This is a genomic window from Paraburkholderia sp. MM5477-R1, from assembly GCF_050436385.1.
GTDB classification, from domain to species: Bacteria; Pseudomonadota; Gammaproteobacteria; order Burkholderiales; family Burkholderiaceae; genus Paraburkholderia; species Paraburkholderia tuberum.
Genome location: NZ_JBNDMC010000001.1, coordinates 390,847 through 417,750, shown reverse-complemented (window position 1 = coordinate 417,750; position 26,904 = coordinate 390,847). Strand labels below are relative to the sequence as shown.

The 26,904-nt window shown below is 61.6% G+C and carries 24 protein-coding genes and 4 pseudogenes; 14 read left to right on the top strand and 14 right to left on the bottom strand.

Annotation, left to right across the window (positions count from 1 at the left end; genetic code table 11):
• Positions 1-46: 46 nt before the first annotated feature.
• Positions 47-3,670, top strand: coding sequence for an AAA family ATPase (locus tag OKW35_RS02080; protein WP_090812207.1), 3,624 nt, complete (start codon positions 47-49; stop codon positions 3,668-3,670).
• 56 nt (positions 3,671-3,726) lie between these two features.
• Positions 3,727-3,984: a DUF4242 domain-containing protein gene (locus OKW35_RS02075; protein ID WP_026226125.1), complete on the top strand. Its 258-nt coding sequence runs from the start codon at positions 3,727-3,729 to the stop codon at positions 3,982-3,984.
• A 330-nt stretch (positions 3,985-4,314) separates the two neighbouring features.
• On the opposite strand, the gene OKW35_RS02070 is transcribed toward OKW35_RS02075, so the two are convergent.
• Positions 4,315-4,491, bottom strand: a complete 177-nt coding sequence (locus OKW35_RS02070; protein ID WP_429332863.1) for a DUF1016 N-terminal domain-containing protein — start codon at positions 4,489-4,491, stop codon at positions 4,315-4,317.
• On the bottom strand, positions 4,488-4,766 hold the full coding sequence (locus OKW35_RS02065; protein ID WP_090812434.1) for an HU family DNA-binding protein: 279 nt from the start codon (positions 4,764-4,766) through the stop codon (positions 4,488-4,490). The genes OKW35_RS02070 and OKW35_RS02065 overlap by 4 nt, the downstream gene beginning before the upstream one ends.
• Before the next feature lie 862 nt (positions 4,767-5,628).
• Between OKW35_RS02065 and OKW35_RS02060 the strand changes: the two genes are divergently transcribed.
• Positions 5,629-5,787 (top strand): hypothetical protein, encoded by a 159-nt coding sequence (locus tag OKW35_RS02060; protein ID WP_167368858.1) that lies wholly within the window; start codon positions 5,629-5,631, stop codon positions 5,785-5,787.
• 313 nt (positions 5,788-6,100) lie between these two features.
• Here OKW35_RS02060 and OKW35_RS02055 read toward each other — a convergent pair.
• Positions 6,101-6,295, bottom strand: a pseudogene (locus OKW35_RS02055) (SET domain-containing protein-lysine N-methyltransferase); the annotation flags it as partial.
• 906 nt (positions 6,296-7,201) lie between these two features.
• Between OKW35_RS02055 and OKW35_RS02050 the strand changes: the two are divergent.
• Positions 7,202-7,807 (top strand): annotated as a pseudogene (locus tag OKW35_RS02050) (DUF2242 domain-containing protein); the annotation flags it as partial.
• 367 nt (positions 7,808-8,174) lie between these two features.
• On the opposite strand, the gene OKW35_RS02045 reads toward OKW35_RS02050, so the two are convergent.
• From OKW35_RS02045 to fdnG, 8 genes and pseudogenes are all read right to left on the bottom strand, one after another.
• On the bottom strand, positions 8,175-8,369 hold the full coding sequence (locus OKW35_RS02045) for a hypothetical protein (RefSeq protein WP_187639394.1): 195 nt from the start codon (positions 8,367-8,369) through the stop codon (positions 8,175-8,177).
• Between the two features lie 283 nt (positions 8,370-8,652).
• Entirely contained in the window at positions 8,653-9,042 is a 390-nt protein-coding gene (locus OKW35_RS02040; RefSeq protein ID WP_429401570.1) for a hypothetical protein, read from the bottom strand.
• 76 nt (positions 9,043-9,118) lie between these two features.
• Positions 9,119-10,021, bottom strand: coding sequence for a hypothetical protein (locus OKW35_RS02035; RefSeq protein WP_429551111.1), 903 nt, complete (start codon positions 10,019-10,021; stop codon positions 9,119-9,121).
• A 17-nt stretch (positions 10,022-10,038) separates the two neighbouring features.
• Complete coding sequence (locus OKW35_RS02030; protein WP_429551110.1) at positions 10,039-10,251, bottom strand: hypothetical protein; 213 nt, start codon at positions 10,249-10,251, stop codon at positions 10,039-10,041.
• Positions 10,252-10,256: 5 nt separating this feature from the next.
• A complete protein-coding gene (locus OKW35_RS02025; RefSeq protein WP_429551109.1) occupies positions 10,257-11,309 on the bottom strand; it encodes a DNA-binding protein in 1,053 nt (350 codons plus the stop codon).
• Between the two features lie 134 nt (positions 11,310-11,443).
• Positions 11,444-11,675 (bottom strand): annotated as a pseudogene (locus OKW35_RS02020) (formate dehydrogenase cytochrome b556 subunit); the annotation flags it as partial.
• A gap of 64 nt (positions 11,676-11,739) precedes the next feature.
• Positions 11,740-12,660, bottom strand: a complete 921-nt coding sequence (fdxH, locus tag OKW35_RS02015) for a formate dehydrogenase subunit beta (protein WP_429401578.1) — start codon at positions 12,658-12,660, stop codon at positions 11,740-11,742.
• A 20-nt stretch (positions 12,661-12,680) separates the two neighbouring features.
• The gene (fdnG, locus tag OKW35_RS02010) at positions 12,681-15,752 is read right to left on the bottom strand and encodes a formate dehydrogenase-N subunit alpha (RefSeq protein ID WP_429551108.1); all 3,072 of its coding nucleotides are present in this window, start codon (positions 15,750-15,752) and stop codon (positions 12,681-12,683) included.
• 817 nt (positions 15,753-16,569) lie between these two features.
• On the opposite strand from fdnG, the gene tolA reads away from it, so the two are divergent.
• From tolA to OKW35_RS01995, 3 genes are all read left to right on the top strand, one after another.
• Positions 16,570-17,256, top strand: coding sequence for a cell envelope integrity protein TolA (gene tolA, locus OKW35_RS02005; protein ID WP_429551107.1), 687 nt, complete (start codon positions 16,570-16,572; stop codon positions 17,254-17,256).
• 68 nt (positions 17,257-17,324) lie between these two features.
• A complete protein-coding gene (locus tag OKW35_RS02000) occupies positions 17,325-17,621 on the top strand; it encodes a hypothetical protein (RefSeq protein WP_429401583.1) in 297 nt (98 codons plus the stop codon).
• Between the two features lie 6 nt (positions 17,622-17,627).
• Positions 17,628-18,101 (top strand): transposase, encoded by a 474-nt coding sequence (locus OKW35_RS01995; protein WP_429551106.1) that lies wholly within the window; start codon positions 17,628-17,630, stop codon positions 18,099-18,101.
• Between the two features lie 197 nt (positions 18,102-18,298).
• Here the strand turns inward: OKW35_RS01995 and OKW35_RS01990 are convergent, their stop codons facing one another.
• From OKW35_RS01990 to OKW35_RS01980, 3 genes are all read right to left on the bottom strand, one after another.
• On the bottom strand, positions 18,299-18,553 hold the full coding sequence (locus tag OKW35_RS01990; protein WP_121315165.1) for a hypothetical protein: 255 nt from the start codon (positions 18,551-18,553) through the stop codon (positions 18,299-18,301).
• A gap of 121 nt (positions 18,554-18,674) precedes the next feature.
• On the bottom strand, positions 18,675-18,875 hold the full coding sequence (locus tag OKW35_RS01985) for a hypothetical protein (protein ID WP_429401587.1): 201 nt from the start codon (positions 18,873-18,875) through the stop codon (positions 18,675-18,677).
• A 39-nt stretch (positions 18,876-18,914) separates the two neighbouring features.
• On the bottom strand, positions 18,915-19,136 hold the full coding sequence (locus OKW35_RS01980; RefSeq protein ID WP_429401589.1) for a hypothetical protein: 222 nt from the start codon (positions 19,134-19,136) through the stop codon (positions 18,915-18,917).
• A gap of 229 nt (positions 19,137-19,365) precedes the next feature.
• On the opposite strand from OKW35_RS01980, the gene OKW35_RS01975 reads away from it, so the two are divergent.
• The 7 genes and pseudogenes from OKW35_RS01975 (at position 19,366) to OKW35_RS01945 (ending at position 26,386) form a co-directional block, all read left to right on the top strand.
• Positions 19,366-19,734: a DUF1643 domain-containing protein gene (locus OKW35_RS01975; RefSeq protein ID WP_429551105.1), complete on the top strand. Its 369-nt coding sequence runs from the start codon at positions 19,366-19,368 to the stop codon at positions 19,732-19,734.
• 421 nt (positions 19,735-20,155) lie between these two features.
• Entirely contained in the window at positions 20,156-20,887 is a 732-nt protein-coding gene (locus OKW35_RS01970) for a protein-L-isoaspartate(D-aspartate) O-methyltransferase (RefSeq protein ID WP_429551104.1), read from the top strand.
• A 407-nt stretch (positions 20,888-21,294) separates the two neighbouring features.
• On the top strand, positions 21,295-21,831 hold the full coding sequence (locus OKW35_RS01965) for a hypothetical protein (protein ID WP_429509748.1): 537 nt from the start codon (positions 21,295-21,297) through the stop codon (positions 21,829-21,831).
• A 513-nt stretch (positions 21,832-22,344) separates the two neighbouring features.
• A complete protein-coding gene (locus OKW35_RS01960; protein ID WP_429551103.1) occupies positions 22,345-22,605 on the top strand; it encodes a transcriptional regulator in 261 nt (86 codons plus the stop codon).
• A gap of 387 nt (positions 22,606-22,992) precedes the next feature.
• Positions 22,993-24,204 carry a phosphoglycerate dehydrogenase gene (serA, locus tag OKW35_RS01955; protein WP_429551102.1) on the top strand — a complete coding sequence of 404 codons (1,212 nt, stop codon included), beginning with the start codon at positions 22,993-22,995 and terminating at the stop codon, positions 24,202-24,204.
• Between the two features lie 206 nt (positions 24,205-24,410).
• Positions 24,411-24,491 (top strand): annotated as a pseudogene (locus OKW35_RS01950) (IS6 family transposase); the annotation flags it as partial.
• Between the two features lie 902 nt (positions 24,492-25,393).
• On the top strand, positions 25,394-26,386 hold the full coding sequence (locus OKW35_RS01945; protein WP_429551101.1) for an IS5 family transposase: 993 nt from the start codon (positions 25,394-25,396) through the stop codon (positions 26,384-26,386).
• The last annotated feature ends 518 nt before the right edge of the window (positions 26,387-26,904 follow it).

Below are 26,904 nucleotides of genomic sequence, written 5' to 3'. Positions count from 1 at the left end.
TTACCTCGCCGATCATAGTCTTGGACGGTATGCCAGAGATCCAGCGATGACCGACGACATGACAACGTGGCTGGTGCAGATTGGCCTCGGTGGACACGCTGCGAAGTTCGCCTCGGAAGGGATCGATTGGGATGTGCTCGGCGACCTTTCCGATGACGAGTTGAAGGAGCTTGGCCTGACGCTCGGTGACCGAAAGCGGCTGGCGAAAGGGCTCACTGCACTAACCGACGCCCACGCGCGATCGCTCGGATACGCGAAGGAACGAGGAGAGCGGCCTTCGGTGTCTACGTCCGCAGCCGTCGAGGCCGAGAGACGGCAGCTCACCGTGATGTTCGTCGACCTGATTGATTCGACGGGGCTCGCGGAGCGATTCGATCCCGAGGACATGCGGCGCCTGCTAGGTTTCTATCATCAAGCCTGCGCAAGCGCGATCGAAGCTCATGAAGGTCACATCGCGCTTTACCTCGGTGACGGGCTGCTCGTTTATTTCGGCTATCCAAACGCGCACGAAGACGATGCCGTGCGCGCAGTACTTTCCGCTCTCGCCGTCGTCGCGGCGCTTCGCGAGGCCAACGATCGCATCGAAATTGAGCACGGCGTACGCCTGCAGTTGCGTATCGGTATCGAGACGGGACTTGTCGTCGTCGGGGCAATTGGCGCTGGAGCCACGCTCGATCACCAGGCGATCGTCGGAGAGGCCCCAATCGTCGCCGCAAGGCTGCAGTCGCTCGCCCCGCCCGACGCAATCGTCGTGGGCCCGGCCATTCAACGCCTGATCGAAGGTTCGTTCCTGCTCGAAAATCTCGGGTGGCAAGAACTGAAAGGGATTTCGGGTCCGGTTCAGGTCCAGCGCGTGCTGGCACAAACGGATGCGATCGACCGCTTTGGAGTCAGGGCGGGCCATCGCATGACGCCGCTGATCGGACGGGCCGCGGAACTCGAAATGATCCGGCAGCGCTGGAAGCAGAGCGTTGACGGCGAGATGCGCTGCGTGCTGTTGATCGGCGAGCCGGGAATCGGAAAATCCCGCGTGTTGCGAGCATTCGACGATAGCATCAGTGGAGACACCCATGCGGTCATTTCGCTCCAATGTTCCGCGTACCATCGCAACAGCCCTTTTTGGCCGGTATTACGCTGGATACGGCGCGTCTTTGGCCTGGCACCCGACGCGCACGGCGCTTCGGATCCCGAACGGCTTGAGGCTGGAATCGCAAGCCTTGGAGTCGATGTCGACGAAGCGGTTCTCGTACTCACAACGTTGCTGGAAATTCCAGCTACTGTGCGCCATCCTGCGATCGACACCTCATCGCCTTCATTTAAACGACGGACGCTGGACGTGCTCGTCGCCATCATCGAAAGCTCGACGCGCATTCAGCCGGTGCTCGTCGTTGTAGAGGACGCGCACTGGATCGATCCGTCTTCGCAGGAGTTCGTTCGGCTGCTGCTCGAGCGACTGGCGGCCGCCCCGCTGTTTGTACTGCTCACGGCGCGGCCCGATTTCGAACCAGGATGGACTTACCCTCATCAGGTAAAGGTCAATCTCGATCGGCTTTCTCGCCGTGATTGCATCGCGATGATCGAACGGCTGACCGATGGAAAGCGGCTTCCGGATCTCGTACTCGATCAGATCGTCTCCAAAACGGACGGCGTGCCGCTTTTCGTCGAAGAGCTTACGAAGACCGTCCTGCAGGGCGATTTGTTGCAGGATGCTGGCATCAGCTACGAGTTGAAAGGAAGGCTGCAGACAATTGCGATTCCGGACACGCTGCAGGGCTCGTTGCTATCGCAGCTCGACCGGCTGGAGCCAACCGTCAAGGAAACAGCCCAGATCGCGGCCACAGTGGGGCGGGAGTTCGGCAGAAAGCTGCTTGGCCTGATTGCCTCGAAGCCAGAGGACGAACTGCAGGAAACGCTTGACCGCCTGGTCGCAGCCGAAATTATCGTTCCCTCTTCCGGTACGCCAGCGGAGAGAGACGTGTATCTGTTCCGGCACGCGCTGATCCAGGAGATCGCGTACCAATCCCTGTTGCTTGCGCGTCGCCGCCAATACCATGGGCTGATCGCCGCCGCCCTGGAGGACAATTATCCGGAAGTCGCGGAGCGGCAACCCGAACTGATTGCTCAGAATTTCACTGGAGCCGACCTGCCGGATCGTGCAATCGCCTACTGGCAGCGTGCGGGAGAACGGGCGCTTTCGGGCGCGGCCTATGAGGAGGCTATCGCTCACGCGCGGCATGGGCTTGAACTGATAAACCGCTGTTCCTACCGTGATCAGGACCGGGCAGCCCACATGGTGCGTCTGCTGCTGACAAGAGGCGGAGCGGAGCTCAGATTGGCCCGCCGCGAGGCGATAGAGTCCTTCCGGCAGGCGGCACAAATTGCACGCGAGCAGAACCTCCCGTCGTTTCTTGTGCAGGCGGCGTTGGGGTTCGACACCGCCGAGACGTTCCTCGAAGGCTCCGGCAAAGCCTCGCTCTCCTTGCTCGAAGAGGCGCTCGCCTTGATCGGCACCGAAGAGTCGGTCGAACGCTGTCGGCTGTTGAGTCGACTGGTCCGCACCGTTCACATGACCGGTGCACGTGAACAAGCTGACGAACTGGTTTTGGAGGCTGTTGCTCTAGCCAGACGCCTGAACGACCTGCCGAGCTTATTCGACGCATTGGTGTGCGACATGATGCATATCGGGGCCCGCCCTTTGCCTGCGGACAAGTTCGCGGAGCGTGAAGGCGTGTTGCAGGAGTTGAGACAGATTGCAGAAGCTCTCGGTGACGCACACACCATAGGTCACGCATGCGCTCGATGTCTCGCCGGCTACCTGGAGATCGGCGAGGTGGAGCGCTTCGAGAGCGCGCTCGAAAGGTATCGGCAGATTGCCACCAGTGGGCAGCATTTCGTCGACAAGTGGTGTGTGACGGGTGCGCAGGCGATGCGGGCCATACTCGTCGGGGACTTCGCCGTGGCGGAGCACAAGGCGCGAGAGTCGTTGCAGATGGCGCAGACCGTCGACGCGACACTGGCAACGGGCGTCTACGGCATGCAGATGTTCACGATACGCCGCGAGCAAGGCCGGCTTGCCGAGGTAGCGCCGCTCTTCAAGCGGTTCGTCGACGAGCATTCCGAAAACGCTGCGTGGCGGCCCGGGCTCATGTTGATCTGCAGCGATCTCGGCTTCGAATCACAGGCCCGCGACAATCTCGATCGGCTCGCGGAATCGGAATCCAGCATCCCCATCGACAGTAAGCGGCTCGTTACGTTGACGTATCTGGCGGAAGTTGCTGCGCGACTCCGGGACATTGAGCATGCCGAACAGGTTTATGAACTTCTCCTGCCGTTCAGGGATCAGGTCGTCACCGTTCCTGTTTTTACGCTGTGCTGCGGATCTGCGGCACGGTATCTCGGCATGCTCGCCGGCGCTCTGGGCGAATGGTCCGCCGCCGAAGAGCATTTCGAATACGCGCTGCGCATGGATGAGCGCTTGCGAGCGTCGCCCTGGCTGGCGCATAGCCGGCACGAATTCGCGCTCATGCTGGCAGCACGCAATCGCATCGAAGATAGAGCACGAGCGCAAGACCTGCTCGCCACGGCGGCCACCGCAGCCAACGAACTGAAGATGTTCGCTCTCGTAGAGCGCATCGGTGGCGCTCGGACAAGCACAGGGCACAGAAACTAGCACACGGCTGCATGTTTCGAAGCGCAGCGATGCAGCCACTACTCAAGGAGGACCCCATGCCACGTTTTATGATTGAACGAAACTTTGCGGAACAGCTGGAGGTCACCGGCGAAAGTGCGGGTGCCGTGAAACGGATCAACGACGAGGAGGGCGTCGAGTGGCTCTTTTCGTTTCTCAGCGCGGACAAGAAGAAGACTTATTGCCTATATGAGGCGCCCAACGCCGAAGCCATCCGCGCTGCGGCACGTCGGGCGAACCTGCCGGCCGATGTGATCATTGAGGTGAGCGACTTGCGGCCAGAAATGTTCAGTTAGAGGGCTAGGCGCGAATAGCACCGGTGTGTCGCGAGGACGATGCAACGACAGGAGCGCCGCCCGCGTCATCGGGCAACAGCAACAACGCTGGACCGAGTGACCCGATCCATAACAAGACAGCCCTGACAATTTGCCTTAATGCCCGAAACCGCCGAGTTGAGCCCTCGCGGACCAGGCACCGAAGGGCGGAAAAGGCCTGGGACACGGCCGCGGTTAAGGAGGCGCGGATGGCCGTTGTACGTTTGGAAGCCGCCACTGATAAGGAGCTTCGTCCGGTGGCCGATCTGGGTCGAGCTGAGACAGTTGACCGGGTGCCACCGACCCGCTGGCCTAGCCGAGTTCGCCGCCTTGCTCGAACTCCACGATGCGCCGGCCAATCTCCCGGTAGGTCGCCGTCATCAACGCGTTGACGCGGCGGGCGGCGGCCGCGCGCGCGGACTCCACCACGTCGGCGATTTCACGCTGCAGGCCCGCGTAGATGGCCGGTGCGATGCCGGTCTTCGTCACCGTGCGTTCACCGCGTCTTTGAACGCCTTCCCGGCAGTGAACTTCACCGTCTTTGCCGCGGCAACCTGGATTTCAGCGCCCGTCGACAGATTGCGGCCGGTGCGTGCCGCACGCTGTCCCGTCGGGAACGAGCCGAAACCGACCAGTTGCACGGTGTCGCCAGCGGTCACCGCGCGCGTGATGGCGCCTGGCACTGCATCGATGACTTCGCCGGTGGCGGCCCTGGTGTCGCCGGTGCGGGCTGCGACCGCGTCAATCAGTTCCTGTTTATTCATGTTCGATCGGTTGTTGTTGGCCAGACCCGCAACGTACGGCAACGGGCGGTCCGAACGCAAACGCGCACGCACGTGCCCAAGGTAGCGCCCGCCCCCTCCGTTTTCCCGGCCAGCGCGGGCTGCCGGAGCGTGACAGACGGAAAATCGTCCAGCGGCCAGCAGCGCTGTCGCGGCACTGCGGTAAAAGTCGGTGTGTGCGGCTCCGTCATTGCGAAACGGTCTCGACGTTGGAGGGGCGGCCCAGGCGAACATGATGGTTAGTTGCGTCATCCGGTATTAAATGAACCGGTAAGGCGAGCTTTTGCAGGAGCGCGGACACTGGAACGTTGAGGCTTTCCTCCTGCAGCCCGTCGTGACATCGCTAACCGCATCGGGCGCCTTGGCGATGCGGTGGCACGTAATGGCGCCGGGCAAATCGTTTGCGCCTTTGCGCCGGAGGTCCTATGAGGTCACACGCGGATCTGCCATCGGGACGGCAGGAATTCGCCCTTATGAGAGCGTCGAACGCACATGTCAGGGTCGAATCGATACTCGAACCTCCAGATTTCAGTCTGCGTAACGAGCGAAGCCGAATGTGGTCGGTCGAGGAGGATGCCATGTGGAACCGATCGGCGATGATGACAAGATCACCGTTCGGCAGACCAGGCTGCCCCTGGTAGCGCCCCCGTTTGCCGAGTAGGACAAGCAGCGCTAAACCCGGGTCATCAACGCGCCCATGCTCGTGGCAGCCTCTTCGCATCCTTCCCGGTTTGGGCTGCGCAAGGCGGCAGGAGGCGGCAGCAGGAAGGAACAGTTAGAGTACCCCACGCGCCGGCGCATCACCTAAACTGTAGGCATGTTTGCGACTCGACAGGAGGTCGCCATGGCCGAATCAATTTCGGGAATCATGCTGGGAGTGATCGTTCTGATCATGGCTGCCATCCTCGTGACGGAGCACTACCGACGTGAACATCACAGGAGCCGGCAACTCCGCTGGCTGGACACCCATCCGATGCGGGACTGGTTGCACCGCAGGCCTTGAAGCACAGCAGACACCTGCCTTGTTGACTGTCCACCCATTGCGGGCAATTCCGGCAGCGCAAGCGACAGGGGCCAGCCGTTTGCGCTCCACTCCGGACGAGCTGTGCTCCGGGATTTTGCCAGCGTCGGCATGACCCGGCCCGTCCCGGGTAACGCTCGCTTCCCGGGCCCGAGCATGGTGCGGCGGCACCACCGCACAGGCACGCGTAGTACCGACACAGGTCACCATCAAGTGGCTCGTCCGTCTCCAGTCGGTAATCGATAAAGAGTTCGCCGCCAGCCGTAATGTCCCGGATCGCGTGGTTGAACACGCGCCCCGCCTCCTCAACTGCCTCGCAGTTCGCCGAGCAGCAGTGATCAGCCAGCGCGCGCTGTTGCCCCCGCGGCTGCCGTCGATCACCCGGCCGTCCTCCAGCCCGAAAAAGAACCTGTGTCCCTCGATGCCGTCTCGCCGGTGCTGCGCGGGCGGCCCGTCGCCAGGAAATCACCTCACCCCTGTATTCCAACACGCGCTCCCCCGCTTTCAGCGTCCGCAGCGCGAACACTCCTTTCCCATGCACCGGCGATCGCTGTCATCGGCGATCTGAAAGTCGTCAAAAACTGACAGTGTGAAACTCACTGCGTGGAACCAACTTTTCTTGGTTCATTTTCTTCGGGGCCCGGTTTATCTAGAGCCTCATTCTTCTTTATTTTTCCTCGCTCCATTCTCCTGCTTCCCGTGTGGTTGCCGCATTCTCAGCGGATTAGCCACTGAGGTCAGCCGCGGTCGCAGAGCCAGCTTGACTATTTATCCCGCCCCTACCGCATCGCACAGCTCTCGGGCGAACGCAATGTAGGCTTGGGGCGTGACGGCGGATGTCATCTGCCATGCCGTGCGTTGAAATAGCAGCAGGCCCCCACGTTCACCCAGCCTCCTGAAACATCCCGTCCGCAAGTTCCGAAAGGCTGCCCGATTTGACTACGCTGCGCAACATCGCACACGGGGTTTCCTCTCATGCTTCGGCCTGATCCGGCAGCACTTCGCGCCGCCTCGACATCTGATGAATGCAGATCGACACCGGGCAGAATTGAAGGATCGCCTGGCGGCCCGGCGTCAATGGACAATGGCAGAATCTGGCGTCCGCATTTTTTGATTTGCAATCCTACTCTTTGTCAAAAATTTCACCTTTCCTCGACCAACTTGAGAAGGCCGTCCTCTCATATCAGCTTGCCACATCCGCCGTACCACGTAACGGATCTGCGCTCACGAGAACGTCGAAGGTTGTTGTAGGGAAAGAAAACTATAATGGCCCGGCCCATTCACTTCCGGATCGGCCGCATGATGTGTCCCTCTCATGCAGCGCAAGAGCATTGGGTGTCGTGGCCATCTGGCGCCGGCCCCCTTCTCCGCTCGAGCCGGTCCAACCTGTTCAGCCATGCATACCCCGTTCCGCTTTTCCTCCGCGGCTTTCGTGCTTGCGCTTGCGAGCGCACTGTCTGCGTGCTCGACACCGAAGCCGCTTTACCAGCAAGAACAGTTCGACGCAGGCGATAGCCCTTATATGCACAATTTCGCCGGGAAGGCAGAGCTCGCCTGCGAAGCCGCCCGCCGTGCGTTGCTCAGCCAGGGATATATCGCCAGTTCGACGAGGCCCGATTCGGTCGACGGCTCGAAAAATTTCCAGCCCACCGGCGATACGCATGCGGTGATTGAAATCCATGTGGTCTGTACAACCGACGACCCCAAAAGCAACAGCAGTATCGCGTACGTGAACGCAGTTCAGGATCGCTATGCGCTGAAGAAGAGCAACACGTCGGCGAGCGTCGGACTGAGCGTGTTCGGATCGCTGTCGCTGCCGATCGGCTCAAGCGATGACTCGATGGTGAAAGTTGCGAGCGAGACGATTCCTGCCGGCGTTTTCTATCAGCGTTTCTTTGCGCTAGTCGACCACTACCTGAAGGCCGACTCCGCCCAGCCGGACGCCGTCGCCGCCGCGGCAGCGCCGAAGGAGACGCTGCCGTCAATGAACGACGCCGTGCCGCCGATCGGGACAGCCCGGACAGGTAATGGTTCGGAGAAAGCGACGAGCGCCAGGTAAGGCGTCGACGGTATGGCGCGCCCGGACGTGTGCTCGAGCCGCGTTTGGTCCGCCCGCTTTCCCGGCCAGCATGCAGCGACGAAGAGGCGAACAGCCTGACGTGCCATGTTGCCGTGTACGGACCCGCCTGGCAGCACACGCGAGCCGCCGCGGTCGTCAGCCCGGTCGTAAACTTCGGCGCATAAACGGCGTCATGCTCGCGCTGTCCTAGCGCAGATCGGGCGGCCCTCGAAGTTGGGCCGCGGCAAGTGTCCGGAACAACGCTCAAGCCTGCATCATATTGGCTTGCGGGCTCATAGGGTGCGACATCTCAGTGACGGCGTGCGAAGGCCCGAAGAAGGGAATCTCCGTCCTGCGTAATTCGAGGCCGCACCGTACCGCCGGCAAGCTGCTCCATGGCGACGAGCTGGCGTTCGAGCAACGTGTCAAGTTCCTGCCGCTCGGCAATATGGTCGGCCGAGTCCCTGACGAGCATCAATGTCGCAAATTCATGGGCGCTGAGCATTCCTGTCTCCTGGTCGTTCGAGTAGGTGCCGTAGGGGATTGCGCCGGCTACTGGCCTGTGGGCCGTGCCTGCCCGGCTAAGGTCGCTGTCGGCGACGCATTACCGATGGCGCGTCTGGCTGCGATGGGCAGCGGGGAGTTGATGATAGAAGCAGGCTCGGGAGCGGAGCAATCCGGGTCGTCCCGCATATTGGACATATTGGAGGTCTTCCGCGCATGAAATAGCGTCACCCAGCTTCAACGCCGGCTGCCCCGTGCACAGTCGCGAGAGCACCCAACCGGCCTCACCTGATCAACCCGCCGCTCCACCGGTCACGGTCGCTCCAGAACGGACACCGCGGACAGGTTTCGCCGTCCGGATAGTCGATGCCTTCCTCATGCGGGCACCCGATGATGCGATCGACGGCGACGACCGAACGCGCACCATGCTGTTCAATGAACCGGACGACTGCTTCGGTGATTTCCGGATCGGTTCTCGCATCGGACGTTTCACAGAACCACCGCTCAACAGGATCAGCATTGGCGCCTTCGTACGCGACGATGCCGACGGCAACCTTCGTCGCCCGCCTGTCATCGGGCCCATAGCAGGCCACCGTTGCGACCGGGTAGCCGCAGAAGCCCTTGCGGCTTTTTTTCGCGAGCCTGTCCCGGTACCACTGCGCTTTCAATGTCATGTCGCCTCCGTACCTCCGCGCGACTTGCCGATGCGACTACGGCATCAGCGGTGATCGTGGCCGCCGATCGCCATACTCACCGGTGCTGCACTTTCCGTGTGGCCATGTACACGTCGAACAGGCCGGCATGCAGGCGACTGAGCGCCTGACGCAGACTGACGAGTTCGTGCTGGTCGCCGTCATGCTCCCGGCGCAGGATCTCGCCCAGCAGGACCGTGGCCCGCGATGCCGCAACCTCACGTTGCACCCGGGCGTCACCCAGCCGGCCTGCGAGCGCCGGCTTGACCACCAGCAGCCAGGCCGGGAACCACGCGTAATCGTCGATCTCGCCCGTGCCGGGGAACTCCGCATCAAAGCGCTGGCGCAGCGCGTCGAGCGACGCGTCGCCCAGTCCGGGCAGCAACGCCGCGAACCGTGCGGGCGCGAGCCACGCCAGTCCAGCGAGCAGTGGCCACGCGGCATCCAGACCATCAGCCCGGTAGCGCGCCTCCGTCATCCACGCGAAGGGTGCCGGGATGCGCCACCAGGACTCAATGCCCTCGACCGCTGCACGTGCAGCCGCCCAGTCGCCGGCCAGCAGCCAGAGCGGTGCGGCGTGGCTGTCGGCATGGTTCCCGGCACCGGCGCCGCGAAAGGCCAGCGGCGCGGCCCGCTGGGCGAGCGCTCGCCAGCATGGTGCGAGCCACGGCTGGACGCTCTGCGCGGGCAGCACGCGCCGGGCGGCGGGCACCACCCCGTCCTCCAGGTGACGGTGGGCGATGTCCAGCGCCGCATGGTCAGCAAAGGGCGCGGTCGATCCATTCCCGAGTTCGCGGACCAGCACGGTCATCGCGGGCAGCGCACCGTCGTCCGGGTATTCGCCGGCGAGCTGCGCCAGTGCCGTCCGCGCGGCCGCCACATCGCGCCTCTGCAACGGCGCCAGCACGTCGTTGCGCAACATCACGTCACGGCTGTCGGCGAAGATGTCGAGCTGCTGCATGGTCTGGGTCATCCCGTTCAGAAGAGCTGATCGTGAAGAGCGGTCAGACTAGCCCATTTCACCGCGCTGCGGAAGGTGCGGCCGTCCTCGTCCACCGATTCGATGATCACGCGCTGGCCGCTGGCTTCGGCGACCACCCGCACGATCCGCTCGCCGTAGCGCATCAGTGCGCTGATCGGCGGGCAAGCCGGGGCGTTGCGCCTTTTTCCCTGGCGGCTGTTTTTCTCCACCTCGCCTACCCCCGCCTGCGGCGCACCGTGGTCTTGCTGGCCGTCGCCGGTTCCGCCGGTGCGGCCGTTGCCTGACGCGACGTGCGTGTCACCGCCGCGCGGCCCGCAGTCGGGCGTGCAGGCGCGGCCTTCGGGCGGGCCGGGCGCGTATCCGCCTGACGAAGTGCCGCCAGCTGTTGCTGCAGCGTGACGTTCGTAGCCAGCACGGCATCGAGCCGTCCCTGCAACACGCCCGCCTGGTGACGCGCGTCCCCGAGCTGCGCCTGCAGCGCCTCGACCGCCCGATGATGGTCCGCCTCGCATCGGTCGGCCCGCTTCACCGCGGCATCGAGGTCCTTCTGCCGCTTCGCGGCCGTACCCCGCTCGCGGTCGATCTCCAGCAGCGCGCGCTTTTCCGACGCTCGCAGGCGCTCTTCGGCGCGCTCCGCGCTCTCGCGCAGTTTTTCCAGTTCCCGCGAGAAGCCTTCCCGCACCTTTGTGAGTTCGCGGTCGCGCGCGACCACCTCTTCCTTGAGCCGTCCGATCTCGGCCTCGAACGCCTGCCGTGCCGCGTGCCCCTCGGCCTGTGTCTTTTCCAGCCCGCGGACCTCGACCTGGGCGGCGAGCAGCGCGGCCGTACGCTGCTCAAGCGCCGTTTCGGTGCGTTCAAGTTCGCCGCGCGCCGCCGCGACGCGCTGCTCCGCGTCCGCGCGCTGCCCCTCCACTTCCGCGCGCAGCGCTTCGAGCTCCGCCTGCGCGGACGCGCTCGCCCGCGTCCAGAGCGTCGCGACCAGTTCGCCGACGGCCGCACCGAGATCGGCGGGCAGGTCCGGGTGGTCGATGCGCACGCGGCTTTTCTCGCGCAGTTCGGCCCAGAACTCGCCGAGCACCTGGGTCGGCGTGCTCATGCTGCCCCGCTTCACCAGCTGGTACAGCCGGTTCGCGGTCGGCGTGATGCCGAAGCGGAAGAATAGCAGCGCGCAGACCTCGCGGTACAGCTCGCGGGTCTTCGGGAATTCGGCCTTCAGGCGGTCAATTTCGGCGGCCAGGCGGGTTTCATCGGGCAGGGCGTCGGACATGGAAACGGTTTGCTTCTCGGGGCGCGAGGTGATGGCGGAATTCCGCCGGTCTCGCGTGGGCAGCCGCCCTGAAACCCAGCCGCAACGCGCCTCGCAGACAAATTCGACGATCTCAAAAAACCCGCAACCAGTTGAAGCACATCGTCGATCTGCCTGAGCCATTGGATGTCGCTGCTGTCGAGCAGGTTGTGAGGCCAGAAGCGCAGCGCAAGAATCAGGAACGACACGAACATCACGACGCCGACGAACGGATGCAGGATACGCGTCCACTGGCTACCCCCCGAAGAGCGCGGTGAGCCAGAACATCGACGGATGAAACAGCGCGAGCCCGGACAACGCGAGCAGCACGAAACTGATCGTGGTGATTCAGTGGTTCGTGCGCTCGTTAGCGGAATAACGCAGGATCCGGTTCGCGTCTGCCGTATTCTGGTCAGCTTTCATCGGAACTCTCCTTCGAGCGGTGCGCTTCGTCACGGGCGGCCGTTTCATCTTCTTCCGTGACTTCGTTTGGGCCGACGCGCGTGTAATGGAAGAACCCGGCAAGCGCCGCCAGCGCCATCGCACCCAATGCAAACGGCTTCGCCGCGCCCTTCCAGATGCCGACCAACGGACTGATGTGCGGATCGTCCGGCAGGCCGTGATACAGCGACGGCTGGTCGGCGTGATGCAGCACGTACATCACATGCGTGCCGCCGACGCCGGGCGGATCGTACAATCCGGCATGCTCGAAGCCGCGTTCCTTCAGGTCCTCGATGCGTTCCGCCGCGTGCTGCTTCATGTCTTCCTTGGTGCCGAACACGATCGCACCGGTCGGGCATGTCTTCACGCACGCCGGCTCCTGGCCCACCGCGACACGATCGGAACACAGCGTGCATTTATACACACGATGATCCCGCTTCGAAATGCGCGGAATGTTGAACGGACAGCCGGTGATGCAATAGCCACAGCCAATACAGTTTTCCTGATGGAAATCGACGATGCCGTTCGTGTACTGGACGATCGCACCCGGCGAAGGACACGCCTTCAGGCAGCCGGGATCGTCGCAATGCATGCAGCCGTCCTTGCGGATCAGCCATTCGAGGTTGCCATCCGGGGTTTCATATTCGGCGAAGCGCATCACCGTCCACGAGTGCTCCGTCAGGTCGGGCGGGTTGTCATAGACGCCGACGTTCGTGCCGATTTCGTCGCGCAGGTCGTTCCACTCCATGCATGCCGTCTGACATGCCTTGCAGCCGATGCACTTCGTGACGTCGATCAGCTTCGCAACGCTGCCCGTAGCCGGCTCGCGCACTGTCGGCGGCTGCACCGTGGTGGCCGACACGCGCCTGATATCGAGCGATTGCAGTGCCACCGTGTTCTCCTTTCGCGTATTCAGGCTTTCTCGACTTTCACGAGGAAAGACTTGAATTCCGGCGTCTGCGTATTGCCGTCGCCAACCACTGGCGTGAGCGTATTGATCAGATAGCCCGGCTTCGCGAGTCCCTTGAAGCCCCAATGCAACGGAATGCCGACGGTCTGCACCTTCTTCCCGTCAATCATCAGAGGTTTGATGCGTTTGGTGACCACGGCAACCGCAACGATGTGTCCGCGATTAGACGACACCTTCACGCGGTCGCCCGCCACCACACCGACCTCCTTCGCGAGATCCTCGCCGATCTCGACGAACTGCTCCGGCTGGATGATCGCGTTCAGCCGCACGTGCTTGGTCCAGTAGTGAAAATGCTCGGTGAGCCGATAGCTCGTCGCCGTGTGCGGGAAGTCCGCCGCCTTGCCGAACGCCGCGCGATCGTTCGGGAACACACGGGCGGCCGGGTTGCTCGTTGCCTGGGCATTTTGGGGATGCAGCGGGTTGTAGCCGAGCGGCGTCTCGAACGGCTCGTAGTGCTCAGGGAACGGACCTTCGGCCATGGCGTCACGCGCAAAAAAGCGCGCGACGCCTTCCGGGTTCATGATGAACGGCCCCATGCCGGTTTCGGGCGGCTCGTCCGCCTTGTAGTCCGGCACGTCGGCGCCGCTCCACGTCTTGCCGTTCCAGCCGATCAGCTTGCGCGTCGGATCGAACGGCTTGCCGTTGACGTCGCACGATGCGCGGTTGTACAGGATGCGCCGGTTCGCCGGCCACGCCCACGCCCAGCCACGCGTCTGGCCGATGCCCGTCGGGTCTGCATTGTCCCGTCGCGCCATCAGGTTGCCAGCCTGCGTCCATGCTCCGCAGAAGATCCAGCAGCCGCTCGCCGTGCTGCCGTCGTCCTTCAGTTGCGCGAAGCCCGCGAGCTGCTCGCCCCTCTTCACGAGCACCTTGGTCGCGTCCTTCGGGTCCGTCAGGTCTGCCAAAGCCTTGCCGCTGAATTCCATCGCCATTTCTTCCGGCGTCGGTGCCGACGGAGCCGCATAGGGCCAGCTGAGATTGACCACCGGGTCCGGGAATTTGCCGCCCTGATCCTGGTACAGCCTGCGGATCCGCACAAACAGGCTCCCCATGATCTCCAGATCCGTCTTCGCCTCGCCCGGCGGCTCGGCACCCCGCCAGTGCCATTGCAGCACGCGCCCGGAGTTGACGAGCGAGCCGTTCTCTTCGGCAAAGCAGCTTGTCGGCAGCCGGAACACTTCGGTCTGGATCTTCAACGCATCAACGTCGTTGAACTCGCCATGGTTCTTCCAGAACTCCGACGTCTCGGTCGCGAGCGGGTCCATGATGACGAGCCACTTCAGCTTCGAAAACGCGACGGTCATCTTCGCCTTGTTCGGCGCAGCGGCAAGCGGGTTGAAGCCCTGAGCGATGTAGCCGTTCATCTTGCCCTGAGACATCAGTTCGAACACCTGCAACATGTCGTACGGCTTGTCGAGCTTGGGCAGATAGTCGAAACCCCAGTTGTTCTCGGCGGTCGCCGCTTCGCCCCACCACGCTTTCATCAGACTAACGAAGAAGCCCCGATAGTTTTTCCAGTAGCTCAACTGGTTCGGCCGCAACGGCTGCGCTGCGCGCTTTGCGACGTAGGCGTCGTAATCCTGCTCGGCTTGCAACGGCAGCGTCATGTAGCCCGGCAGCAGGTTCGACAGCAGGCCGAGATCGGTCAGCCCCTGGATGTTCGAGTGGCCGCGCAACGCGTTCATGCCGCCGCCCGCAATGCCGATATTACCCAGCAGCAGCTGTACCATCGCGCCCGTGCGGATCATCTGCGAACCGACCGAGTGCTGGGTCCAGCCAAGCGCATACATGATGGTAGCGGCGCGCGTCGGCGACGCGGTCGAGGCGAGCATTCCGCACACCTTCAGGAACTTGTCCTTAGGTGTACCGCAGGTCTTCTCGACCATCTCCGGCGTGTAGCGCGAGTAGTGCTGCTTCAGCAGGTTGTAGACGCAACGAGGGTGTTGCAGCGTCGTGTCGACCTTCACGAAGCCGTCGTCGCCCAACTCGTAGTCCCACGTCGATTTGTCCGGATAGCCGTGCTTCCCGGCGTCGTAGCCGGAAAAGATGCCGTCGTTGAACGCGAAATCCTCGCGCACGATGAACGGCAGGTCCGTGTAGTTCTTCACATACTCGTGCTGGATCTTGTCGTTCGTCAGCAGGTAATTGATGATCCCGCCGAGGAACACGATGTCGGTGCCGGTGCGAATCGGCGCGTAGTAGTCAGCGACAGATGCTGTACGCGTAAAGCGCGGATCGACCACGATCAGGCGCGCCTTGCGGTGTGCCTTCGCTTCGGTGACCCATTTGAAACCGCATGGGTGCGCCTCGGCAGAATTGCCGCCCATCGCCAGAATGACGTCCGCGTTCTTGATGTCGACCCAGTGGTTCGTCATCGCTCCACGGCCAAACGTCGGGGCAAGACCTGCCACCGTCGGGCCGTGTCAGACACGCGCCTGGTTGTCGAATGCAAGCATCCCCAGACTGCGGACCACCTTGTGCGTCAGGTATCCAGATTCGTTGCTGCTTGCCGATGCGGCCAGCATGCCCGTCGTGAGCCACCGGTTGACCTTGTTGCCATCGTTCGTCGTTTCGACGAAGTTGGCATCGCGGTCTTCCTTCATCAGCCTGGCGATGCGGTTGAACGCGTCATCCCACGAGATGCGCTGCCACCGGTCGGAACCAGGCGCACGGTATTCCGGGTGCTGGAGACGGCTTGGACTGTGAATGAAATCGATCAGGCTCGCGCCCTTCGGACACAGCGTGCCACGATTGACCGGGTGGTCGGGGTCGCCTTCGATATGGATGATGCTGGCTTTGGCGTTCTTCGCGCCATCGCCAAGGCTGTACATCAGGACCCCGCAACCGACTGAACAATACGGACACGTATTGCGGGTTTCAGTGGTACGCGCCAGCTTGTACTGCCGCACCTCCGCGAGCGCTGGTTCCGGCGAGAAGCCCATCAGGGCGATACTCGATCCGGCCAGCGATGTGGCGGTGAGTTTCAGGAACTGGCGCCTCGTCAAGTTGGCCATGGTAGCGGCCCTCGAACGTGGACGTTGCACCAATTACCAGTATAGATAGCGACTTTAGAAATTTCCGTCGGGGCGGCAGCGGATAAACCCTCACGTGGCATGGCAGACGCGACGGCGACGGAGGAGTGTTCGCTCGCTGAGGATGCCGAAGCGGTTCGCCAGTGCGTGGACAACAGCACGGCCGCGTGACTCGATCCGGTCTGTACGGCAATGCCCGTGGCGGTCATTCGTCGGCTGTCGTGCAGCGCCGGATCGGCGCCGCACGCAAGCCATCTGGCAGTTCGCGTGAGGCTGAGCAAGCGCGAATGTCACCTTCGTCGCGATCGGCGAGGCGATGCACGCACGCTCATTGCCGATAAGGTCCCATTGGGTCGGCGGGCCGACCACGAGGCCACGCTACTCCGGCGCCCATTCGCCGGCCGAGTGCTATCTGAAACAGCATTCTCATGGGCCAGCAGAGATCAGATCCCGTTCAACGGGTGGTAATCGCCACCTACGAAGCTAAAATTGTTAGTAGGACCATTGAAATGGGCAGACTGCAGGCGCGTCGCATCAGGCGCGCGGAGATCGGCCTCAAATCGCAATGAGCACGAAGGCACGTTTTCCGGTCCAACTGCGGCGCGCGCGTCGCAGTTGGCGCAAGTTTGCGCTTGAAGTGACGGCACGCGCCATGGGAGCGGCATCGACGCTCTCCCGCGCGATCGTCTGGAACGGCACGCCCGCCAGTACAAGAGCTGACGTGCCTGAGCTACCGCGCCGGCCGGTCCCACCGCCTCGCGAGCGCGGCACCTGTCGTGCATTTGCACTCGCCGTAGCGATGCACGTAGTGCTGGCAGCGTTCCTGTTCTCCGGCGCACACTGGCAGAAAAACACACCGGCCGGCACGACGGTAGCCGTGGCTGACCGGTCAACGTTGGCTCCATCGTGGTTGCCTGTGCCTTCCGTGACGGAGGAGCCCATGCGACCCGCGGCCCGCGACGAAAATGCTCATATCAATGTCGCGTCGCAGTCGGAAATGCACCGGTATCGGCAAACGGTGCGTCAGGCCCAACCGGCCAAACGGCCACGACAAGCGCCTGCTGTCCGAACCCTGGTGGGGAAGGCGGGAGAAAAAGCCGCGCAGAAGGCAGACAGTTCGGCCGATAGACAACACGAGGAACGCCTCGCCGCATTGCTGGCATTGGCAGCGGACGTATCGTCGGGTAACGACCTGAAGCCTGACACCGTCGCAACGGCGTCGCCGGGTTACGCAGACCGGGTCAGACGGCGGGTGCGCCCGAACGTCGTGGCGCCGACTGACATCAATGGAAACCTGTCGTCGGTCATTGCCGTGAGATGCGCCCCCGATGGGTCGCTTTTGAGCGCCACAATGCAGCGCTCGAGCGGCAACCTCGAATGGGACATCGCCGCGTTGAGCGCGGTGGAGAAATCCAACCCGATGCCGCGGGATGTTAACGGCAGCACACCGTCGAGCTTTCTGATCACATTTCGGCCGAAAGGCTGATTCCGATTCGCCAGATCACGGTTGAACGGCTTGTGGGCGTCGTCCAGGGCGATACACCGGCCGCAGCTATGGGCGACCCTGTTTCTGAGCTTTTTCTTAAACGGGTCGTGTTCCGTGATTTCTGTAGGGAATACGGTGGTAGGAAGCACCCGAGGTATGACCGGGATTCATTGTTACCTGCAGATGCAGGTAATCACGAATCCCGGGCAAGCCTCAAGGTCACGCAACGGTGCGAGCGACTGGCGAGGCGGCTGGCCGACGGCAAGGTCGTGAGCATCATCATCGACAGCACGGGGATGAGTTTCGGCCCGGCCAGTGAATGGTACGAGCAGAAGTACGGCAAAAAGGCGGCGAAAACGCCGTAGCGCAAGATGCACTTGTCGATCGACGCTGACATTAACGTTCATGCGATCGTCATTACTGGCACGGACGTTTCGGATAGCGAAGGGATGGACCGGGTGCTACCGGCCGATATCCCGGCTGACCGCGTGATTGCCGACGGTGCTTACTACAGCATCGAGCGAGGCGAAGCGCTGTCGCGCTCAGGCGTGCTCCCCGTTATTCCCCCGCCTTCTCACGCGGTGGAGCATGGTGAAGAAAAGACTCAGTGGCACGACGAGGTCGTGGGCTACATCAGGGAAAAAGGCATTTATGCGTTCCACAAGAAATATGACTATGGGCAGCGCTCGCTGGTCGAAGCGCAGATCTCCCGGATCAAGCGATGCATCGGCCCGACCTTGCTGACACGAAAAATCGGGTCGCAGGAACGCGAGGGCGTGATCATCGCGAACATCCTTAACCGGTGGAACTCGTTTGGCAGGCCCGTTTCCTTCAAAAATGGATAGTTGCGTCCGTAGTATGGAAACTCGGACCCTTCCGAACAAAGCCAAGCTGCTAGAGGCTCTAACCAAAACGGTAAGTAGCCGGTTGTTCCCTTCCGCAGTGGGAACACGTCGTCGTGAGCGCTACCGGGGGAGAGGCAAACGCTAAACGGACAGGCACAACGCAGTCAGATCTGGCGCGCCTAGTGGCGATAAGCGGGTTACTCAGCGACGCCGGCAAGGTGCTCGATGTTGTCCTCAATCCGTCCTCGCGCCTCTGCCTCGGCATCAGCGCCCGTTCTTGCGATCAGCGGGAAAACGAGTCCGTTGCCTTTGAACTCGTGATTGAAATGCACCCACGACTCGTAAGCAAACACACCGGATTCCGAGTGGGCGACGTTAAGCACCACGTCGTAGGTACGCCGCAGACCCTGTTGACGTGTGTATTGAAATTTGTACACCTCCGAATGAAGCATGGCAACCTCCGTGTTACTTTCGAGGAATCCGAGCATGACGGCCTACGACAACGCGGTCGACCCGAACTGCGCGCAAGACCCTAGGCACAGCCCGACGAAAAGGCGGTGCACGGCGATACCGCTACATCGCGTCGATCCGGCGTTCCGCGTCGAAACGAGCCTCTTCGATCGCCTGCTCCTGACTTCTCGCAGGCGTCTCGTGGTTTCTCCAGTACACGGGGGGCTTGCTCATCGTATATGCCCAGTCCCACGTCCCGTCCTTCTGTTCGGTCACGTACACGCTGTAGTTGACTGCCTTGAACGTGAAATTGTGGCTAGCCATGAAGGCCTCATTCTGGGGTTTCGAGAAATCGTAGGACGCTTACAAAGCGGAGTTCGCGTCGCACCATTCGACCGCCCATCGTTTGGCAGCTTCAATTGCACGCGCGTCGGAAGGATAGTCGCCAAGGTCGCCCGAATACTTCACCTCAAGCTTTTCATGACCCACCGAGGCGCGTCGATAGATCTTCGCGCGGGCGTAGTAGTGGCCACCTTCATCCAGCGGCGACGCGTCGATGTGAAACTGCTTATAGTCGAATTGCATCTCCGCCTCCGAAAGGGTTCCTTACTCGTCGTCTCGCTGGACAATCTGCGGACGGCCTTCCGCCTCATCGCCGACGTTCACCAACTTGTTCCGGTAGTCGCAGCCTGGACAAATGAAAAAAAGCCCGTCCTCATCGATTTTGGGCTCGACCTCGCCGGGGGCAAACTGCGCATTGCAGTTTCGACAGGTCCACACGTCTGCCTCCGTCTGATATTGGTGAAATCCTAGCATGAGCGCCATCATCAGCGAATGCGGCGGCTACCGCTATATCCTGACGCGCGCGGCAGATTCGATGTGTCCGATGAAGACCGCCGCAGTTTTCGTGATGCTCAACCCGAGCACTGCGGATGAAGAGCAGGACGATCCCACAATTCGCCGGTGCCGCGGTTTCGCGCGCCTATGGGATTGCAACGGCATCTCGGTAGCTAACCTTTACGCTCTTCGCTCGACGGACCCGGCAGGACTCTGGGTGCATCCGGATCCAGTCGGTCCAGACAACGACGCGCACCTTTGCCAGATCGCTTCAATCGAAACTCGCAACCAGTTGTCGGCATTGGGCGAATCTCATGCGAGGTCCAATAGTCGTTCGGCGCTTTGAGTGTTATAGCAGATCTCTTCTGTTAGACCGGTGGGTCTTTCTTGACGTCGGAAGTTGCGCAGAGCTCGCAGCGACGATGTCTGACACGTGGCAAGCGCTACACCCCGGCACTCACGGGTGTCGAGGTTTTTCGTTGTGAAGCGATGCGCTCGCGCATTCCGGAATCAAGGCCATTGCATCGTTAATGCGACGGTTAATGCGACGCGCGCTGGTAGCCACTTCCATGCGGTGAAGTGGCCCGAGCCGGGCATCCTCATTCAGACGTCAGTCAGCTGTATCAGCGCATGCCGCCGCGATTGGGCGACGAGCTCGGGGGCTGCGCCTGACACGCGGCGGGCCGGGCGCGCCCTGTCCGACCGCGCGTGCGCGGGCGTAGAATTGCAGCACGTCAGGCAACAGGGGCGGCACGGTGAAACCAGTCATGCTGCGCTGGCTGCGCACCCTGATTCCAGCAATTGCTCTGGTGTGGATGCCTTGCGGCATTCACGCGGCCGACGATTTTGCGCCCCTTCGTGCGAAAATGATCAACGACATCGCGGATCTCACGGCCGAAACCTTCTCCGCAACCGGCAGACCCGCCATCGATCCGCGCGTGCTCGACGCGATGGACCAGGTGCCCCGCCACCAGTTCGTCCGGCCTGGCGAGGAGCGCGACGCCTACGAGAACCGGCCGCTTCCCATCGGCTATGGCCAGACCATTTCGCAGCCGTACATTGTCGCGCTGATGACCGACCTGATGATGATCAAGCCCACTGATGTCGTGCTGGAGGTCGGCACCGGCTCCGGGTACCAGGCGGCGATCCTCTCGACACTCGCGCGAGCGGTATATACGATCGAAATCATCGAGCCTTTGGGGAAGGGGGCACAGGAGCGCCTGCAGCGGCTCGCGTACAAGCGGGTGAACACCACGGTGGGAGACGGCTATTACGGGTGGGAAGCCCACGCACCCTACGACGCCATCATCGTCACCGCCGCGGCGAGCCATGTCCCTCCGCCTCTCGTGCGGCAGTTGAAGCCGGGCGGCAGGATCGTCATTCCAGTAGGCGCGCAGTTTCTGACGCAGTATCTGCTGCTTATCACGAAGGCGAACGACGGGACCGTTTCCACACGCCAGGTTCTGCCCGTCAGCTTCGTGCCGCTCGTCGGGCACTGATCCTGCGCGGGAATCAGGCGACGCAAAGGGACCACGCGCCCCATCAGCATGGACTAAGCGTCCCCCTCCCCCACCCCTTCAGGTAGACGCAATCATGCCCGCCGCGCCGTTGTTCGCACTCTCCCTGCTCTCGGCCGCGGTGCTTGGTTACGAGCTCCTGTTGATGCGACTCTTTTCGATCATTCAATGGCATCACTTCGCGTACATGATGATCAGCGTCGCCCTGCTGGGTTACGGAGCAGCCGGCGCGATGGTTGCGCTGGCGCAACGCTGGCTCGCGCCCCGGTTCGCAGCCGTGTTCGTCGGCAGCGCATTTCTGTTCGGCGTTCTTTCGGTTGCCTCGTGTCGCTTTCACTCAGCGTGTCGCGTTCAACCCGCTGGAGATTCTGTGGGATCCGCGCGAACCTTTGCGCCTGCTCCTGATCTATCTGCTCCTCTTCGTTCCTTTCTTTTGCGCCGCGACCAGCGTCTGTCTCACGTTCACGCGGTTCAACGATCAGATTCCCCGCATTTACAGTTTCGACATCGGCGGGGCGGGCTTGGGCAGCATCGCAATCATTGGCGTGCTATTCGCGCTCCGGCCACTGGATGCGCTACGGTTACTGGGTGCTGCGGGCATTGCGGCAGCGGCGCTGGCATGTGTCGAATGCCGCTGGCACCGGCCGTGGTTGCCGGCCCTCTTGCTCGGCGCCGCGACCGTGTTGGCCGTCGGCCTGCCGCGCGACTGGCTCGCATTGCGGCCGTCGGAGTACAAGGAACTGAGCCAGGCCCTGCGCATCAAGGACGCGCACGTGGTCGCCGAAAGCCCGAGCCCGCTGGGTCTCGTCACGGTGGTGGAGAGCCCCTTGATTCCTTTCCGGCATGCGCCCGGGCTGAGCCTCAACGCGACGATGGAGCCGCCGCTGCAACTCGGCGTGTTTACCTCAACGGCGCTCGCCTGGTGACAGGGACGGCCGTACATGAAGCGGAAGAGATTGCGCGGCTGGCGCGGGCGGCCGGCGGCAATCTCCCGAAAGCCAAAACCGCCCCTTGAAGTTCAGTTGGCGAAATTACGCCGGAAACAGCGACCATGCGCCTGCGGGAAAGTCAGTCAACAGCGAGTTCAGCCGCTCGTCGTTGCACACGAAAAACAGCGCAAATTGCGCCCGGTCATGAAGGACGCGACGAGTATGACAAAACTGTCGAAGGCGGTTTTGAGGGCGCGGAGCAAGTTGGATCCCGATCGTTCGCCGCTGCGACCGAATGAGACTAGGATGAAGTGTGGCGCTCGACCTTGTGCACGCTTCCGGGGCGATGACAACTCACGCGGGATTACTTTCCTGAAGGTAGCGCCGCACACCGGACGGCCATCAGAACGCGCGCCCACGTGTGCTTTGCTCTGGGTCCTAGGGTGACCGGTAGTCACCACCTCCTAGACGGATCCACGATGTCTCTGTTGAACAGACGAGGGGCCGACGATGAGACTGATCGAACCCGATGAACGCCATGACTTCGTGGCGGCCTTGCAGCGCCGCGGTCTGGCAGAAAGTGATTTCGAATTCCTGGAAACGGATACGACTGACCCAAAAGGCGACGAGAACTTCGGTCTGCAGGGCTATGTCACCGTAACCCGGCTATCGATACGGATTACTCGGGAATACCCCATCGGATACGAAGCCGACTGGGTTCAGCATTTCAGCCATGATCTCGACGCAGGCGTCTTTGCCACGCCGGCATAATACTCCGCATGCCATTGGGCTGCGCCAGCCGCTGCTCGCGTTTAGGCTACCGTCGTTGCTGGCAATTTCTCTGTTGGGTCGATCGACCCAACACGTGTCACTCGAAATGCACTGCACGAATGTGTGGATAAGAATGGCCGGCCAGTCGCGGATTTCCGCTTCTGATCGATGCGGGCGATGGCGGACTTCTGCGGTCGCCACACGGCGCTCCGTGATTCCGCGAATGTATTCTCCCTAAAGGACGGCACCCGCCAAACCGATCTCCGCTGAACGACCACTGCCAGGCGCAAATTCCTCGAAGTATTGAACGAATTCTCCGGCGGCCAGCCCTACCCTATCTCCTGTCAAGCGCCTGTCAAGCGCTTGTGAATCACAATCGAGAGTCCTATGACTTCTGTTCTGCTGCTCGAAAACATTCACGATACAGCGGTCGGCCGTTTCGCAGAAGCGAAGCTGGAGATTGAGCGGCGTAGCGGCGCGCCCGTCGGCGACGATCTGTGCGCTGCACTGCAGGCTCATGAACTCGTCGGCATTCGCTCGGCCACCCATCTGCATCGTCACGAAATCAACGCCGCGCAACATCTACTTGCAATCGGCTGCTTTTGCATCGGGACTTCGCAGGTCGATCTGAACGCGGCGGCGCAGGCCGGCATTCCGGTGTTCAATGCGCCTTTCTCGAACACGCGATCGGTCGCCGAACTCGTGATTGCCGAGGCGATTCTGTTACTGCGGCGCGTTCCGGAAAAGAGCGCGCTCGCGCACACAGGGAAGTGGGCCAAAGGCTCGAGCGGTTCGTTCGAAGCGCGTGGCAAGACCATTGCGATTGTCGGCTACGGCAACATCGGATCGCAAGTTGGTGTGCTTGCGGAGGCGATGGGCATGCGAGTGGTCTACTACGACGCGCATGCCAAACTGTCTATCGGGTCCGCGCGCGCGGCGCAATCGCTGGTCGATGCCGTTTCGCAGGCCGACGTCGTCACGCTGCATGTGCCGGCGACGGCGCGGACCAATCGGATGATCGATGCCGAAGCACTCGCTCATTTCAAAATGGGTGCGGCCTTGATTAATGCATCGCGTGGTTCGGTTGTTGACATCGATGCGCTCGCTCACGCGCTGAAGGAGAGGCGCCTCGGCGGCGCGGCGATCGATGTCTTCCCGGAAGAGCCGAAAGCCAACGCGGATGTTTTTGATAGCGTGCTGCAACAACTGCCAAACGTGATTCTGACGCCGCACATCGGTGGGAGCACGGAGGAAGCTCAGGAGAATATCGGGACGGAGGTCGCCACCAAACTGATCTCGTTCCTGACCACTGGAGCTACGGAAGGCGCGGTGAATTTCCCACATGTCAGTCCGGGACCGCTATCGGCGCCGGCACGCTTGCTGAACGTGCACGTCAATGTGCCGGGGGCGCTCGCGACGCTCAACACGCGCCTGGCTGGCGAGGGCTCAAACATAGTCGCGCAACATCTTCAGACGAAGGGCGAGACGGGCTATGTTGTGACGGATCTGGACCGCGTGCCGTCGAAGGGACTGATCGAGTCGCTCTCAATCGCGCCCGGGTTTGTTCGGTCCCGGTTGTTGATGAAGTCCGGCAAGTAAGTGCAGGCGTTTGCTTCGAAGATGTGCTCCAGCCCTGGGCCCGCGCGTGCATATGGTCCACGTAGACGACGTCCACTACTTCGGATCGGACACAAAATACACGCGCGTTGTCAGTGACGACATTGAAGGCCTGGTCCGGCCGTCGCTCAAGGAACTGCTCCTGCAACTCGACGAGCGCCAGTATCTGCAAAGGTTGTGTCGCGCTAAGGATGATCAGGAAAGGCCAGATGAAGAACAGCGGCGTCCCCCGAACCGCCGCCGATCAGTTCTATTCTTTGGTGGCGTAAGGACTCCTTGTCATTGCGGAACTTTCTTGCCTTGCCAATCTATCGCGACACAACCATCGCGACAGCCCCAACCCACAGTCCAATCATTGACACAGCCATGGCAGCCTCCCTACCGGATCACGACACCATATTTCTATTCTAGGCGATGCACTCCCGGCTCGATGCTGCGTTGCGTGAGGTCAAATCGACCGTGCGTCTACGACCTCGATTCGCGGTACGCATTTCTCGAAGCGTCGCTAGTGAGGCCGGTCCCGAAGCCAAATGTCAAACCGTCAATGCCCGTGCGTCACCGCGTTCGTGATTGGAGATCAGAGCAGAAAACATGTAGCCTGCTCCATCTCCTTCCTCCATGAGACGCCTCGAAAAAGAAACGATAGGCTTCCAGGTTGCCGCGTGTTGGAAATGCCGGAGGCAAGTTGCGCATTCTGACAAGCGAAGGACTTGTGCCGTTGACTGGCGGCCTGAAGCAGGCTGCTGCGCAGATTCGGTGTGAGAGCGCGGTCTGGTTTAAATGAGGAAGTCGAGCCGGACTGCGGCGCCGCTGAGCGGGGCGTTTTCCCTTGAACGCATCGAGATCTGGGCCTGACGCAGCCTTGCTGTCGATCGTCGACTGTGAGTCATCGGATATGCCGAGCTTGCGATCACGATAAAGGCGCAAAACTTTAGGCATGCCATTCTTATCCATGACGAACGGCTGGGCGCTCTTCTCAAAGCCATGTCTTCATGGTGGCACGTCGGTTCGGCTTGCAACCGACCAGATCGGTCAGTTCTTGGGCAGTTAGGTGGTCGCTCATGCCGGATTGCCTTTCCGCTAGGGAAACGCTGATTAATGGAACTCGGCGGTCATCGCTCACATAGCCGAAGACGTTATAGAAGGCAGCTCACAGAACGGACTCACGAGGATGAAGAGGCAGATCGGCTTCGCGGAAGCGGAAATTGCAGGCAAGAAGCGCGTGACGAGGCGCCAACGCTTCCTGGCGGAGATGGAGCAGATTGTGCCGTGGCAGCGTTTGCTGTCTGCAATCGAACCGCATTACCCGAAGGGCACGCGAGGCCGTCCGCCGATTGGCTTGGAGCGAATGCTGCGGATCTATTTCCTGCAACAGTGGTACGGGCTGTCGGACGAAGGGCTGGAAGACGCGCTGTATGACAGCATTGCGCTGCGCGCCTTCGCCGGCATCGATCTGGCAGTCGAGAACGTTCCGGATGCGACCACGCTGCTGAAATTCCGGCGCCTGTTGATCGAGCACGAACTGACACGGAAGCTGTTCGACGAGATCGGTATCTCGCTGTGTGAGCGTGGACTGATGATGAAGGAAGGCACGCTGGTTGATGCGACGATCATCGAAGCGCCACCGTCGACCAAGAACGCCGGGAAGAGCCGTGACCCGGAGATGCATCAAACGAAGAAGGGAAACGAATGGCACTTTGGGATGAAAGCCCACGTTGGCGTGGACGCCGATTCGGGCTTGGTCCACAGTGTGGTTGGCACGGCGGCCAACATGTCGGATGTGTCGCAAGCCCATTTGCTGCTGCACGGCCATGAAGAGGAAGCGTTCGCCGACGCAGGCTACATTGGTGTAGACAAGCGTGATGAAATGAAAGGCAAGGCAGTAAATTGGCACGTCGCTGCCAAGCGCGGAAAGATCAGGGCGATGCAGGACGGGCCGCTGAAGGACCTGGTGACTGCGCTTGAGCGAACCAAGGCGCAAATCCGTTCGCGCGTTGAGCATCCGTTCCATATCGTCAAGAACCTGTTTCACCATCGCAAAACCCGATACAAGGGCTTGGCCAAGAACACGGCGCAACTGTTCAGCTTGTTCGCTCTGGCGAATCTGGTGACTGCGCGAAATCTGTTGCGATCGGTTCATGGGAGCAATCCGTCATGCGTATGAAAAATGAGAGAAGAGGGGCTCGTTTGCGAGCCAAATTCACCGAAATGAGCGTCGATTCGATTCGTTATCCAGAAAATTTGACGCGTCTTGATCTGCAAGCCGATCCGACAGTTCATTAATCAGCGTTTCCCTAGGCATCGATTGGCACATCGAACTGCGTTTTGCAGCTCGGGCATTTAACTGGTTCGAATTTGTCTTGAGCCGGCAACGCCGCGAGCGGCTGCTCCTTGCCGGCCAAGTAGCAGACTGGGCACGGAAAGGCCTCGTGCGACTTCAGTCTGTGCCACCGATCAACGAAGCGGTCGACATCATGCGCGGACGCGCCGATCGCCTCGAGATGATCAAGCAGCACGTGAAATAGAGCGGGATTCTGCATTATGGCCTCCGAAGCTATTCCGGATCAATGTCGAATGTCGTGTGGATTCAGGCGTCCGCATCGCGCGCGGCTTCCCGCGTTTCAACCTCCCGCGCAAGTTCCTCTTCGGTCTGATGCTGCTCGGCCGACTCCGGATCATCCC

Coding starts and splice junctions, on each gene's coding strand:
- OKW35_RS02080 (WP_090812207.1), top strand. CDS start 47: ATGACCGACGACATGACAACGTGGCTGGTGCAGATTGGCCTCGGTGGA.
- OKW35_RS02075 (WP_026226125.1), top strand. CDS start 3,727: ATGCCACGTTTTATGATTGAACGAAACTTTGCGGAACAGCTGGAGGTC.
- OKW35_RS02065 (WP_090812434.1), bottom strand. CDS start 4,766: ATGAATAAACAGGAACTGATTGACGCGGTCGCAGCCCGCACCGGCGAC.
- OKW35_RS02060 (WP_167368858.1), top strand. CDS start 5,629: ATGGCCGAATCAATTTCGGGAATCATGCTGGGAGTGATCGTTCTGATC.
- OKW35_RS02045 (WP_187639394.1), bottom strand. CDS start 8,369: ATGCTCAGCGCCCATGAATTTGCGACATTGATGCTCGTCAGGGACTCG.
- OKW35_RS02040 (WP_429401570.1), bottom strand. CDS start 9,042: ATGACATTGAAAGCGCAGTGGTACCGGGACAGGCTCGCGAAAAAAAGC.
- OKW35_RS02035 (WP_429551111.1), bottom strand. CDS start 10,021: ATGCAGCAGCTCGACATCTTCGCCGACAGCCGTGACGTGATGTTGCGC.
- OKW35_RS02025 (WP_429551109.1), bottom strand. CDS start 11,309: ATGTCCGACGCCCTGCCCGATGAAACCCGCCTGGCCGCCGAAATTGAC.
- tolA (WP_429551107.1), top strand. CDS start 16,570: ATGCACGTAGTGCTGGCAGCGTTCCTGTTCTCCGGCGCACACTGGCAG.
- OKW35_RS02000 (WP_429401583.1), top strand. CDS start 17,325: ATGGGCGACCCTGTTTCTGAGCTTTTTCTTAAACGGGTCGTGTTCCGT.
- OKW35_RS01995 (WP_429551106.1), top strand. CDS start 17,628: ATGCACTTGTCGATCGACGCTGACATTAACGTTCATGCGATCGTCATT.
- OKW35_RS01990 (WP_121315165.1), bottom strand. CDS start 18,553: ATGCTTCATTCGGAGGTGTACAAATTTCAATACACACGTCAACAGGGT.
- OKW35_RS01985 (WP_429401587.1), bottom strand. CDS start 18,875: ATGGCTAGCCACAATTTCACGTTCAAGGCAGTCAACTACAGCGTGTAC.
- OKW35_RS01980 (WP_429401589.1), bottom strand. CDS start 19,136: ATGCAATTCGACTATAAGCAGTTTCACATCGACGCGTCGCCGCTGGAT.
- OKW35_RS01975 (WP_429551105.1), top strand. CDS start 19,366: ATGAGCGCCATCATCAGCGAATGCGGCGGCTACCGCTATATCCTGACG.
- OKW35_RS01970 (WP_429551104.1), top strand. CDS start 20,156: ATGCTGCGCTGGCTGCGCACCCTGATTCCAGCAATTGCTCTGGTGTGG.
- OKW35_RS01960 (WP_429551103.1), top strand. CDS start 22,345: ATGAGACTGATCGAACCCGATGAACGCCATGACTTCGTGGCGGCCTTG.
- serA (WP_429551102.1), top strand. CDS start 22,993: ATGACTTCTGTTCTGCTGCTCGAAAACATTCACGATACAGCGGTCGGC.
- OKW35_RS01945 (WP_429551101.1), top strand. CDS start 25,394: ATGAAGAGGCAGATCGGCTTCGCGGAAGCGGAAATTGCAGGCAAGAAG.